The organism is Alteromonas sp., assembly GCF_984505615.1.
The window spans coordinates 19,333-32,878 of the sequence record NZ_CFHOXV010000001.1 but is presented as its reverse complement, the minus strand read 5'-3'; the positions used below and the strand labels follow the sequence as shown (position 1 = coordinate 32,878).

At 49.7% G+C, this 13,546-nt stretch carries 9 protein-coding genes; 7 read left to right on the top strand and 2 right to left on the bottom strand.

Annotation, left to right across the window (positions count from 1 at the left end; genetic code table 11):
• Window positions 1–140 precede the first annotated feature (140 nt).
• The 3 genes from AC4PME_RS00130 (at window position 141) to AC4PME_RS00120 (ending at window position 4,916) form a co-directional block, all read left to right on the top strand.
• Window positions 141–518: a hypothetical protein gene (locus AC4PME_RS00130; RefSeq protein ID WP_491044584.1), complete on the top strand. Its 378-nt coding sequence runs from the start codon at window positions 141–143 to the stop codon at window positions 516–518.
• Window positions 519–577: 59 nt separating this feature from the next.
• Window positions 578–3,112 carry a protein translocase subunit SecD gene (secD, locus tag AC4PME_RS00125; RefSeq protein ID WP_491044585.1) on the top strand — a complete coding sequence of 845 codons (2,535 nt, stop codon included), beginning with the start codon at window positions 578–580 and terminating at the stop codon, window positions 3,110–3,112.
• A gap of 82 nt (window positions 3,113–3,194) precedes the next feature.
• Window positions 3,195–4,916, top strand: a complete 1,722-nt coding sequence (locus AC4PME_RS00120; protein ID WP_491044586.1) for a potassium/proton antiporter — start codon at window positions 3,195–3,197, stop codon at window positions 4,914–4,916.
• A gap of 108 nt (window positions 4,917–5,024) precedes the next feature.
• Here AC4PME_RS00120 and AC4PME_RS00115 read toward each other — a convergent pair whose 3' ends face one another.
• Complete coding sequence (locus AC4PME_RS00115; protein WP_491044587.1) at window positions 5,025–6,239, bottom strand: dipeptidase; 1,215 nt, start codon at window positions 6,237–6,239, stop codon at window positions 5,025–5,027.
• Between the two features lie 489 nt (window positions 6,240–6,728).
• Here AC4PME_RS00115 and AC4PME_RS00110 point away from each other — a divergent pair, with 489 nt between their 5' ends.
• Complete coding sequence (locus AC4PME_RS00110; protein WP_119503449.1) at window positions 6,729–7,499, top strand: SapC family protein; 771 nt, start codon at window positions 6,729–6,731, stop codon at window positions 7,497–7,499.
• Between the two features lie 69 nt (window positions 7,500–7,568).
• Here the strand turns inward: AC4PME_RS00110 and AC4PME_RS00105 are convergent, their stop codons facing one another.
• Complete coding sequence (locus AC4PME_RS00105) at window positions 7,569–7,895, bottom strand: YkgJ family cysteine cluster protein (RefSeq protein WP_119502202.1); 327 nt, start codon at window positions 7,893–7,895, stop codon at window positions 7,569–7,571.
• A 237-nt stretch (window positions 7,896–8,132) separates the two neighbouring features.
• Between AC4PME_RS00105 and modF the strand changes: the two genes are divergently transcribed.
• From modF to AC4PME_RS00090, 3 genes are all read left to right on the top strand, one after another.
• Window positions 8,133–9,581, top strand: a complete 1,449-nt coding sequence (gene modF / locus AC4PME_RS00100; RefSeq protein ID WP_491044588.1) for a molybdate ABC transporter ATP-binding protein ModF — start codon at window positions 8,133–8,135, stop codon at window positions 9,579–9,581.
• A 78-nt stretch (window positions 9,582–9,659) separates the two neighbouring features.
• Window positions 9,660–10,463, top strand: coding sequence for a putative porin (locus AC4PME_RS00095; RefSeq protein WP_491226047.1), 804 nt, complete (start codon window positions 9,660–9,662; stop codon window positions 10,461–10,463).
• Window positions 10,464–10,796: 333 nt separating this feature from the next.
• Complete coding sequence (locus tag AC4PME_RS00090) at window positions 10,797–13,526, top strand: TonB-dependent receptor (RefSeq protein WP_491046760.1); 2,730 nt, start codon at window positions 10,797–10,799, stop codon at window positions 13,524–13,526.
• Window positions 13,527–13,546 lie beyond the last annotated feature (20 nt).

Here is a 13,546-nt window from a genome sequence, read left to right as displayed (position 1 = left end):
CCGTTTTTTTAAGTGGCCGGCCAATGGCAATGTGGCCAATAGCAATGCGGCCATTGAAAATACGGATATTGCCACCATATCGGGTAAACCGCAGAGACAGACCTGCATTTAGGTTTGTCCGCTAACCGGAAGCTATATCCTTGTTGACGCAGGAAATTGAAACAGACTATAACGACAGAGGACCGTCAGTGAAACTGGTCTTCTTTTTGTTGTGGCTGTTGATTGCGTTTACCACGGGGAACGGTGCAGAGCGGCAGGTCCATGCCCAGTCAGACAGCCTGCAAAGCTCTGAACACGCCGCAATAGCATCGGGCCGTTCAGAAGGTCTGATCACACGATATCTGCAGCCCCAGTCCCATTCCGGTGACCGTCCGGAACCGCTGCTGTTTACCGGCGCTGAACTGAAACTCGCTGGCGTTTACCGGATGCTTCATAGTGTCGCTTCCGGTTTTTCTGAGCTGGCTGCCCGGCCTGCACAGCCTGTTTTTTCGCGCCCTCCTGCCAGGGCGTCTCCTTAATCCTTCATTTTTGATATTTACGGGCCTCTGGCCCTGTTTACAATTTTTGAAGGACAATTATGAAACCATTTTCTGCACGGGGCGTGATGACCGCACTCGTGATTGTGCTCGGCCTTTTGAGCGCAATGCCCAATATTTTACCGCCGTCATGGCAACAACAATTACCCGGCTGGTATACCCAAAACCAGTTGTCTTTAGGCCTTGATTTACAGGGCGGTTCCCATTTATTGCTGGCCGCTGATACTCAGCCACTGTTTGATAAAGCCTTTACCGGCATGAAAGAAAGTCTCACTAAGGATTTGCGGGAAGCGGGGATCCGCTATCAGGTACTGTCTGCTTCCGACAATACCCTGCGCTTATCCTTATCAGGAGGCGGCGGGCAATTTCAGCAAGCCCGTGAGCTCGCCTTTGCTTACCGCACAACGGGGCAGGGCGAGCCGCAGTTCACCATTGAGCAAAACGATAACTTGCTCACTGTCAGTTTGTCAGAGTCGTTTAAGGAGAGCCTCGTAAGTGATGCGCTGGAGCGCAGCGTGGAAGTGGTGCGCCGTCGTCTGGATGAGACCGGACTGGTCGACCCCGGTATTTCACGGCAGGGTAACGATGGCGTGCTGGTACAGATGCCGGGCGTTACAGACCCGTCACGTATCAGGGAGCTCCTTGGAACAACCGCACAAATGGAATTTCACTGGGTAGTCACGGATAGCAGTCGTGGCAGTACCGTGATAATGCAGGATATGGATGGCCAGCAACAATACCGTCTGGAAAAGCGGGTTGCGATGGAAGGTGAGCATATTACTGATGCAAGGCTTGCTTTCGATCCCGACACAGGAAACCCGGTAGTGACTTTCAAGCTCGACAGTACCGGCGGCAATATTTTTGCAGCTATGACCCGCACGCATATCGGTGAGCCGCTGGCAGTCGTTCTGGACGGTAAGGTCATCACCGCACCGGTAATACGGGCAGTAATTGGTGCATCGGGCGGCCAGATCAGTGGTAATTTCACACCGGATGAAGCTAAAGATCTGGCACTGATGTTACGTGCCGGTGCGCTGCCTGTGCCTCTGACTGTGATTGAAGAGCGGACTGTGGGTCCTGATCTCGGTAGTGATGCTATCAAGATGGGGCTGAGTACAGGACTTGCCGGTGCTGCACTGGTACTGGTGTTCATGACGGCTCTTTACCGGCGCTGGGGGGCGATCGCCTGCGTAAGCCTGATGATTAACATGGGGCTGCTTTTTGGCGTGCTGAGTTTATTCAGGGCCACACTTACGTTACCCGGAATTGCCGGCATTATTCTTACTCTGGGTATGGCGGTAGATGCCAATATTCTGATAAACGAACGTATCAAAGAAGAGTCTTTGAAAGGGCGTGTCGCCGGGGCGGCAATCCGCGCCGGTTTTGACAAAGCCTGGTCAACCATCCTGGATTCAAGCCTGACGACCCTGATTGCCGTGAGTCTGCTATTTATGTTTGGCAGCGGGCCGGTAAAAGGTTTTGCGATTACTATCGGAATTGGCCTGTTCACGTCCATGTTCACGGCCATTGCGGTAACCCGCCTGTTAATGTTGTTTGCTATCAGACGCCGTGAAAGAGATGTGCTCCATTTCCCGGGATTCCGCTGGCTGTCGCGGACAGATAAGAAGCCGCTGAACTTCCTGAAAGGCCGGGTGGCAGGCTTAATTACGTCTGCTGTCTTGTCGGTGGCTTCCGTGGTGCTGTTTTTCAGCCCGGGATTACATTACGGCGTTGATTTCACCGGTGGTACACTGGTGGAAGTGAAAAGCCATCACGTGCAGGTGGAACAGCTGCGAAATGCTCTGACAGACGGTAACATTGAAGGCGCCAGCATTCAGGAGTTTGGCAAAGAAGGTGATTATCTTATCCGCGTTCCTCAGGTAACTGCGGACACGCCGGTTGAACAGGCTGCATTGCAAAGTCAGCAGGTTGAACTGGTGAAATCTGCAGTAACCACACTGGATGACCAGGCAACCTTCCCCCGTGTGGACATGGTTGGTGCGAAGGTCAGCGGCGGTTTTGCTGATGCTTCTGTGCTTGCTGTGCTGATTGCCGGAGGGGGTATTCTGCTGTATTTGTGGTTGCGGTTTGAATCGCATTTTGCACTGGCAGCAACGGCGACGATTGCGCTTGATCTGACAAAGACCATCGGTTTCTTTGCGCTCACCGGGCTGGAATTCAACCTCACGGCAGTGGCAGCATTGCTGGCCCTCATCGGCTATTCTATTAATGATAAGGTCGTGGTGTTTGACCGTATCCGGGAAGGATTCAGGGCAACACCGGATAAGCCCATTATTGAAGTGCTTAACCGCAGTATTTCTGCGACCTTGTCCAGAACACTGTTTACTTCAATGACCACATTTCTGGCTTTATTGCCTATGGGGCTGGCCGGCGGGGCGTCTGTCGCGAGTTTTGTGCTACCCATGCTTTTTGGCATCGTAATTGGTACCAGTTCCTCTATTTTTATAGCATCGCCTATTTTGTATTACCTTGGAAAGCGGCGTGAAAAGAAAGGGTTAAAGCAACTGCGCCCCACCGCAGAGGAGGTGAGAGAATCACTGGCGCACATACCCTGAGCGTCGCCACGAACAGAGTCTGCAACTTCAGGTAACTTGCAGACTCTTACTGAAACGGAAATAACCTGTAAAAAGGAAACCTATGTTCGCCATTGATTACCAGATCCTGATAGCCGCTGTATTGCTGTTTGTCGGTATTCTCTCCAGCAAACTGTCCCCGAGGCTGGGCTTACCTCTGCTGGTACTGTTCTTACTGGTAGGGATGCTGGCAGGAGAAGACGGACTGGGGCTGGCATTCGATGATGCCAGCACGGCACATGCGCTGGGAACACTGGCGCTGGCTATGATCCTCTTCGATGGCGGGCTGCAAACTTCTTTTTCTTCTATCAAGCTGGTATGGAAACCGGCTTCATTTCTGGCGACATTCGGCGTAGCCATTACGGCCGGAATAACAGGTTATGCAGCAGCCTTTATTCTGGGTGTACCATCTATGGTGGGATTACTCATCGGGGCTATCGTCGGTTCTACCGATGCTGCCGCAGTATTCTCTATTTTGCGGAACGCCGGTGTGCATATCAGTCCGCGCCTGAAAGCCACACTGGAAATTGAAAGTGCTTCGAACGATCCCATGGCGATTTTCCTTACTGTGGGCATACTGGAGCTGCTCACCAGTCAGATGAAGCCGGGATGGGATCTGGCGCAGCTGTTTATTCAGCAAATGGGCATTGGTACCGTCGTCGGGCTTGGCGTCGGCTGGGCTGCAGTAAAACTCATCAACCGTATCACACTGAGTGCGGCAGGGCTGTATCCTGTCCTTGTCGCAATATGCGGCTTTCTGACGTTTGGCATATCTGCCAGTCTGGGCGGGAGTGGCTTTCTGGCAACGTTCATCGCCGGGGTCTTTATCGGTAACAGCCGGTTTGTACTGAAACGGGCTACCTTTATGTTTCACGACGGTCTGGCCTGGCTAAGCCAAATCGGCATGTTTGTAATGCTTGGACTGCTTGTGAATCCGGCATCGCTCCTCAAGGTCTGGCTGGAAGGGTTGCTCATTGCAGCTGTTCTTATTTTCGTCGCCCGTCCGCTGGCTGTTGCTCCGTTTCTGGCCTTTGCCGGCTTCAATAAGCGGGAAATCGGGTTGGTATCATGGGTGGGGCTTCGCGGATCGGTGCCGATTATTCTGGCTATTTTTCCGCTATTGTTTGAAATTCCCCAGGCCTATCTCATTTTCAATGTGGTGTTCTTCGTTGTATTGATTTCGGCTACCTTACAGGGTTCAACATTGCCGTGGATGGCGAAGAAACTGAAGCTGATTGAAAAGGCGCCGGTAACACCGGCTGCTACCCTGGAAATCAGTGCCCTGGGTGAAGTTAACGCTGATATTGTTCAGTACACGCTGGGAGACTCCGCCAAAGCTGTTAACCGGACGCTGGCTGAACTGGCACTGCCTGAAGGTGCGGTGGTGGCAATGATAACCCGTGGTGATGCGGTTTTTCCGCCGAGGGGCTCAACGTTGTTACTGCCGGGGGACCATATTTTTATACTTATCCGCCCGGGACTACGGCCCTTCATCGATTGTATTTTCTCCCACATATCGCAGTTGGAACCGTCAGCTTTTAAATCCGGAGAGTTAGTGCTGAAAGGCGCGGCAAGAGTCCATGAGATAAGTCATGCATATGGTCTGGACCTGGGAGAAACAAAAAACATCACACTGGATGCCTTTATCAGAAAGCACCTGAGCGATGACGTGGCAGAAGGACTCACCTTACATCATGCCGCCGGGCGATTCGAAGTTAAAGCGGTGAGAAATGGTCTGGCTGTGGCAGTGCAGTTTACTGCAGACAGCCGCCTGTCAGAGTCGTGATTTTTGCTTTAATAAACGGCCAGTGTGGTGATGGCATATCAGGCCTGAAATGGCGGAAAACAAACCAGTGCCACAGAACGTGGCACTGTGATGAGTTGCAATCAGAACTTAGTGTGCTGCAGCGTATTTTTCGACTTCAGACCATACCCGAAGCAGGTTGCCGCTAAGTACTTTTTCGATATCTGCACGGCTGTAGCCACGATCCAGCATACCCTGAACCAGATTCGGGTAGGTGGAAACATCTTTCAGGCCGGTTGGCAGAGAATCACCCACACCATCAAAATCTGAGCCGATACCCACATGGTCAATACCAATCAATTCTACGACATGGTCAATGTGGTCCAGCACCTGACTCAGCGTAGAATACGGATAGGGGTTTTCCTTGCGGTACTTTTCATCAAAGGCAGCGACTTCTGCACTGTCTTCACCCATTTCTTTGATAAGTTTGTTTTTCTGCTTAGTCAGATTATTTCGCCAGTCCTGGGTTTCTTTTGAAACAAAGCTGGAACCAAAGTTAATCATGATGACGCCGCCGTTTTCACCCAGCTTTTTCACCATGTCGTCGTTCATATTACGCTCAAATCCCGGCGTGTATTTACGCAGGGAAGAGTGTGAAGCGATAACCGGTACCTTGCTGATTTCAATTGCCTGATAGAAGGCGTCATCGGAGACATGAGAAATATCCACCATGATCCCTAAGTTATTCATTTCGGCCACCAGTTCTTTACCGAACGGGCTCAGACCATGCCATTGACGGCGCAGGTCATAGGATGAGTCAGCAATATGGTTTGACAGCGAGTGAGCCAGCGTAATGTAGCGGATACCGCGCTCATAAAACGTTTTCAGATTTTCCATGCTTCCCTGAACCGGTGAACCGTTTTCCATGCCCATAGGCAAAGAAATGAGTCCTTTCTTAAACTGGGCTTTTACATCCGCCACGGATTTTGCGATGGCAAACTTCTCCGGTGAACGGTAAACCATAGCCTCAACCAGGTCGATAAGCTGGTGGGCAACTGCCGTAGACTCGTCAGAATTATCCAGGCTGGCCGGTACATAAATAGACATAAACGGCGCTGTCAGGCCACCTTTCTTCGCGCGGGGGTAATCAAAGTCGCCGCCTTCTGTCGCAACGCTCACGTCTTCCCATTTTGCGTGTACGCGGTAAGGAACATCAATGTGACCATCCACAATGATAGTTTCCTGTGCGATAGCCTCAGCTTCTGCAGAAACCGGGGGAATGGTTTCTGCATGTGCAGCATAGCTGCCGGTCAGTAACAGTGCCGGTATGAGAAGCGACAATGGCTTTTTAGTTAAACGTCCCATGGATTTTCCTTCGTTCATTATTATCTGTGTTGTGTGTGTTCGTGAATTGCAAGCGTTCCGGCAACGGGTAACTTAAGCAATCGTGCTAACGTAGCCTACGAAATATTTAATTTACCTACAATCGTCACACCCGTTGCGCCAGCTAAATGCACTGAAATAACAGGTAAAATGAAATGCTTATCCGGGGTTGTTACGTCAACGAAAGAAGCTTGTAATAAAAGTTTAAATTTTGATATGGTTTTCAGGGCGTGACTTCCCGCTTTAAATACGGGATACTGCCTGTCGACCTGTTACCGGCAATTGAATGCGGTGGCAGGCTACAAGAATAATCTTCGTGGTAATCCTCTCCTAATCTGTGTTTGGTGAGTCCATTGACCAGAGTTGTTAGTGGTCGCGTACGCAGGGACTGCAGGCTTTCACCAATAGGGCAATTCCCCTGGCGAATTCCATTTGTTGATTACCACCAATAAACGTAATGAGAACAGAATTATGGCGATTAACTACACCCCGCTGAATAAAGAAAAACATAAAGATGTAAAAATAGCGGTGAACAACGCGTTTGCTTTCGCGAAAAATACACACTTATCTGCAGCGTCTATCCGTGAATACGCGCAACTGGCGTCTACTATGCCAATCGTATTTATCCAGGATCCTAACAGCGACCGTTACCACACTGTTGCCATGCTGGGTATGGAACAAAATCAGAATCTTTTCCTGGCGACAGACAAGTGGAAAGGCCCGCACGTACCAATGAACATTCTGCGCTATCCTTTCGATGTTCGTCCTGAAGGTGAAAAGCTGGGCGTTTACATTGATGAAGAAAGTGAGCTGGTAGGTAAAGAAGAAGGTCAGCCGTTATTTAAAGAAGACGGTTCTCCGTCTGAGTTTCTTGATAACCGTCAGAAGTTCTTAGGTGACCTGGCAAACAGCGAAATGCTGACTCAACGCTTCATTCAGAAAGTGGTTGAGCTGGAATTACTGGACGCCATTCAAATTCGTCTGACTTACAAAGATGGTCAGCAGCGCAATGTGACCGGTATGTATAGCATCAACGAAAAACGTCTGATGGAACTGCCGGAAGAGAAAGTGCTGGAACTGCATAAGCAAGGTTTCCTGGGTGCACTGTATGCGGTTATGATGTCTCTGGGTCAGCTGAACCGTCTGGTTGAACTGTCTAACGACACGGCGAATCCGATTGCCAGCATGCAAATCACCGGTGAAGCAGCACAGGCGGCCGCACAGCCAGCTGAAAATGCATAAATGATTGTTTCAGAAAATTAAAAAGCGGGCATTGCCCGCTTTTTTGTGTCTGTTTTGCGGTGTGAATTCTCAGGCCGCCACAAAGGGGATAATATCGCCGGTGATACCGTGTTTCATCCTGGCTTTCATACAGTCTGCGGTGCCGTAATCAAACTCTCTGCAGGTGGACGAGCGTTTTTCATAAATAGAGCAGCCGATATTGCCGCCGATGTCACCTTCCAGGGCCACACACCGGGGAGAAGGTTGGTTTGTGCCCTTCATTGCGACCAGGGAAGGGGAGATCTTTTCAGTCAGTTCCGGCGGTACGCTACCACCGGTAAACGGGTCAGATTCTGCCCAGTAAAACGATACACGAAACGTGGCGCAGCAGGCACCACATTGTATACAGGGATTCATTACTATTCTTGCTCCACACTACGTGCACAACAACCAGCAAATTCCGGGTTGGCCATCACATTGTTACAATGATTTTGATGTCTTTCAGGCAACAAACAGAGTGTGTCAGAACGACCATGTTGCCGGGACAGCGCATTATTCCAGAGTGCCGGAAAAACGCAATAAAACAATGCACTGTCGCACTATTCTTTTTTTATCCGGGGTGTTTGATTACCATCAGACGCCTGAGGAGGGATCATGATTGAATTACAACACTGTGCGGTGTCACTGGCACCGGGTTTTACCTTTGGCCCGGTAAATGCGTCACTGACTGAAGGCCGGCATCTTGCCATAACTGGGAAAAACGGCAGTGGTAAATCGGCGCTGGCGGCCATTCTGGCCGGAGAGGGTGAAGTGTTCAGTGGTGAAAGACGCCTGACCTGTAAGACAGGGTGGGTCAGTACTGCACAGCAGCAGGCATTAATTGCTCAGGAAAAGAAAAAGGATGACGCAGACATTCTTGATGTCATTCCTGTGCCCAGCACAGCCAGGGAAGTTATTTTACGCCAGATCAATATGGCTGATTGCGGGGAAGCATTCGCTCTGCTGACGAACGGCCTGCGGATGACCCATTTTCTTGATAACGCCTTTTTGGGGTTATCTACCGGTGAAACCCGGAAAGTGCTGCTGGTTCGCACCCTGTTAGCTTCACCTGATGTGCTGGTGCTTGATGAACCTATGGATGGACTCGATACTGCATCCTGTGAGTTTTTGCAGGAGCACCTGCAAAGTATTCAACACCGCTGCACCATCGTGATGGCGCTGAACAGGCTCAGCGAGATCCCGCCTTTCGTCAGACAACTCTGGCTGATGCAGAAAGGGCAGTTGTCCTGGCAGTCAGGCGGCGGCGGAGTTGAGCAAAGCGATTTAGCTCACCTTAAACAATTGCTGCACATGGAGAATACGTCTATTACCTTACCGGAGAAAGACGAAACACGGTATTCGCCGCAAATGGCAGAAGGTGATAATGTGCTGGTGAAGCTGGTTAACGGTAAAGTAAGCTATGACAACCGTATTATTTTCTCGGGTCTGAACTGGCAGATTAACCGCGGTGAGCACTGGCAGGTTACAGGCCCTAACGGTTCAGGTAAAACCTGTCTGCTAAATATGATTACCGGTGACGATCCGCACTGTTACACCAATGAACTGACAGTTTTTGGCTACAAGCGGGGCAGTGGTGAAAGCATCTGGGATATCAAGCAACATATCGGGTTAGTGTCTAACAGTTTCCATCTTCAGTACCGTGTCAATTGCAGTGTATTACATGTGGTATTGTCCGGCTTTTACGACAGTATCGGTTTATACGAACAACCCGATATCAGACAAAAACAACTGGCCCGTGAATGGCTCGCACTGGCTGGTATGGCACACAGAGCTAATGAACCTTTCCAGTCTTTGTCTTTCGGTGATCAACGGCTTTTACTTATTCTGCGGGCGATGGTGAAGCATCCCACACTGTTAATTCTTGATGAGCCATGTAACGGCCTGGATGAAATTAACCGTCTGAAAGTACTGGCACTGCTTGGCATTATCGCCGCAGGCAAGGAAAGCACGTTGTTGTATGTGAACCACCACAGTGAGGACAAAATCAACGGAGTTGAACTTGTGCTTGCTATGGGACGCCAGAATCAGGAAGCGCAGGCTTAAGGAACGGTTCATCCGGCGTTCAGTTTTAATCTCTATACTGAGCGCCGGTTATGAGGTAAACAACGATAAGGATTCGTCATGCAATTCAAATTTTCTTCTCTAATCATCGCCACCCTGGCGCTTCCGTTTTCCGCGATGGCTGCGCAAAATGAAATCTCAGCCGGTTATGCGGATACCAACCTGTATGGTGGCGATATCTTCGGTATGCAGTATTCCCGCTATCTGGATAATATTGACACCCGTAGTGACCCCTTGCAGATAGCGCCTTATTTGCAGCGTATTAATACTGTCAGAGCCGGATATGCAAATACAGATGCGTTCCATTTGTACAGTATTGGCGGTGATTATTACACCGGTGACTGGGTATTCTCTGCTGACTTAAATTACGATAAGTCACGTGGTTATTCTTCCGAAGTCAGCCAGCTGGTAACGCAAGCCGGTTACTTTATTAATGATAAATGGCAGGCGGGTGTGTCGCTGACATATGACCATGCTGAAGGCCGGGTCTATGTGCCTGTTGACGTGAACGGCGTGATCCAGCTTCAGGGTGTGACGAACACCGAAACTGACTTTACCGGGGGGCTCTACACCCGTTATACAGATATTACTGACGGGGCAGGTTGGGATTTCGATCTGGCATGGTATATCGACAGCAATGATTTGATTGAAGCGGGGGCCCAGTATTTCTTCAGTCCGCAACTGAGCCTGGAACTGGATTATACCCACCGGGATTTAGGGTACAGGAACTATGACTTCGCCGGTCTTTCAGTTAACTACTGGTTTAGCGACGCATTAGCTGTCAGCCTGGGAGCCGGGACAGATCTGTCTACCGGAGATTCCGTTACCGATACTATAACGGCATCGGCCAGCTGGAGATTCTGATCTATTAATCATTTTTTAACTGCTTAAACCGGGGCGTGTAGCGTTCCGGTTTTTTTGTTTAATCAGATGTAAATTTTAGTGCTATCGGTGGCAGTGAAGTGTCTATTGTTCAAATAATAATAAACACACCTTTAAGATAATTTATAATAATTCCCGTTTTTCAGTTCGTTAAAGAATGTTTTTTCATGATTTGTGTTAAATAAATGCAAAACAATTAATGCTACCGGTGGCATTATGTGTTGCTTTGTTATATAAATGTGAAAAATCAGGGAGAGCATGGATGAGTAGTGGAATGCCGGACCCTGAACATTGGTCAACCGGAAAGGACAACACATGAAAATACACCACACATTCCGACAAAACAGCATCTCCCGAAGCATTCTGATGGCCCTGAGCCTGACAGCCGTATCATTACCTCTTGCTGCACAGGAGCAGACAGACGCTGATCAGGCAGATAAAGAAGTCGAAGTGATAGCAGTGAAAGGCTTTCGCGGCGCATTGATTAAGGCGCTCGATGCCAAGCGTGACGCATCAAACGTACGTGAATCCATTATGGCCGAGGATATCGGTAAGTTCCCTGATTTGAACGTTGCTGAAGCCATCCAGCGTGTACCCGGTGTCGCTATTTCCCGTGAAGGCGGAGAAGGGCGCAACATTACACTGAGGGGCTTTAGTCCCGGCTTCACCCGAACTACCCTAAATGGCATGGAAGTGCCGGCAGGCAGTGACGGACTCGACTCCGGCGGTGTGACTGTGAACAATAGTCGTGCTTTCGATTTTCACGTATTTGCCTCAGAGTTATTTAACCGGATAGATATACAAAAAACACAGACTGCATCCATAGAGGAAGGCGGGATTGCCGGTACTGTGGATATGTACTCTGCGCGGCCCTTCGATTACCAGGGGTTTGCTTCGACAGTTTCAGTTAAAGGGGGCTATAACGACCTGACTGAAGAAGTGGACCCCAGAATGGCATTCCTTATCAGTAACACGTTTTTAGACGATACTGTGGGGGCGCTGTTTTCTGTTGCCCTGTCAGATCGTACCATCCGTCAGGAAGGATTCGGCAGCGTCCGCTGGCAGCCAACTTATCAGATTGGTGACGGCACCTGGGGCGATACGTCTCAACTGACAGAAATCAACGGCACACCTGAGAATTATTGCGGTGCCGAAGAGGCGATTTCCTGTTTGTGGGTACCCCGGTTGCCCCGCGCTGATTTTTTCGGTAACGATCAGAAGCGCCTGGGCGTAACCGGTTCATTCCAGGTCAAACCTTCAGACGACATGTTATTTACCCTGGATATTTTGCATTCAGAGCTGGAAAACAACCGCCGTAATTATAACTCTATGGAGTGGTTTATTGATCGCGGGGCGCCGGGCAACTTTCAGGGGCAGACGCCGCTGTCTTTTACCATCGATGACACCGGCCGTATTCTGGAAGCTGCCAGCTTCGATAACGTGACCTCCTGGTATGAGAGCCGCTATCAGGTTTCGGACTCGACATTTGATCAGGTTGTCTTGTCCGGGGATATTCAAATCAATGATTTTCTGTCTCTTGATTTGATGACGGGTTATGCCAAAAACGACGCAGACAGGGAAGAGATCCGCTATTACTACCGTTCAGTCCCTCACTACTATGCGTATGATTACAGCAGCGGCGATGCAGCCACAGTGGATTATGGCGACTACGATACCACCGACCCGGATAACTTTGTTGATGCGGTAAATGCCGCTAACAGAAATCACCGGGTTAAGAAAACAAACTACACCACGAAAATTGATTTGACCTGGCTGGCAGATCAGTTTGATATCAAAACCGGTGTGGCCTTTAACAACCGGGAAGTAGATTACCGTCAGGGTAACGGAGAATTTACCGCTTTCGACCCGTCTGAGTATGCCACAGCATTTCCCTATGATGATTTCGGTGCCGGTCTGGACGGTGCGACTCTGGTTCCGTTTCTTGTCGCTGATTTTGACGCCCTGGAAGCTGATGGCATTCTCACCCATAACTACACACAGGACCTGGACGCCAGCTGGGTAGTAACAGAAGAAACCAAAGCCGTCTATGCTGAGCTTAACACCGACTTCGATGTGGGCAATATGCTGCTGAGAGCCAATGCGGGTGTCCGTTATGTGAATACAAAGGTGACTTCAGAGGCGCTGGTCAGTGGCAGTCCGGTAAGTGTTGAACGGGATTACAATAATTTCCTGCCATCCATGAACCTGGCATTAGAAGTCACGGACGATATTGTCACCCGTCTCTCTTACGCCAGAAGTATGACACGCCCAAGCCTGGGTTCATTGAACATCGCTGCCCCGAACTTTGGTTTTACAACCTTTACGGTGAGTAATCTGGGTAATCCGGGGTTGAATCCATACGAGTCCAACGATGTTGATCTGGCTTTTGAATGGTATTTCGACGAGGAAGCGGTATTTGCGGTAACGTTATTCAATAAGGACATCGTTACATCACTGGAAACTGAACAGGTGGAAAAACTGGTCGATGAAGAATTCTGGCCGGTGATTTATAACAATCCCCAATATCAGGCAACGGCGCCAATTGGTGATCCGGCAACGCAAATTTATACCCATAGCATTCCGGTTAATAATAATGATGGCTTTACCGTGAAAGGCTATGAGGTAATGTATCAGCAGCCTTTCACATTCCTGGACGGCTGGATGTCGAACTTCGGTGTGGTGGCAAACTACACGCGGGTGCTGGCAGAAGATTCCACAGGTCTGTCGCCCAATTCCTACAATTTCACTCTGTACTACGAAACCGACCAGTATGGCGCACGCTTCTCAATGAACAAGCGGGATGATTATCTGCTTAATGAGCCGGGCGGAAACGGGCATGCGCAGGAAATGAAGTATGGCCCGACTCATGTTGATGCTTCGGCCTTTTACAACATTAATGAGCAACTCACTGTCACGCTGGAAATTATTAACCTTACCGATGAGGTTGAACGGATTTACGGTACCGGTGACGGTGATATGGATCTGACCCGGGAATACAGCCACACAGGTTCACAGTATTTCTTGGGTGCACGTTATACCTTTTAACCGCCACCGGCACAGTGTTG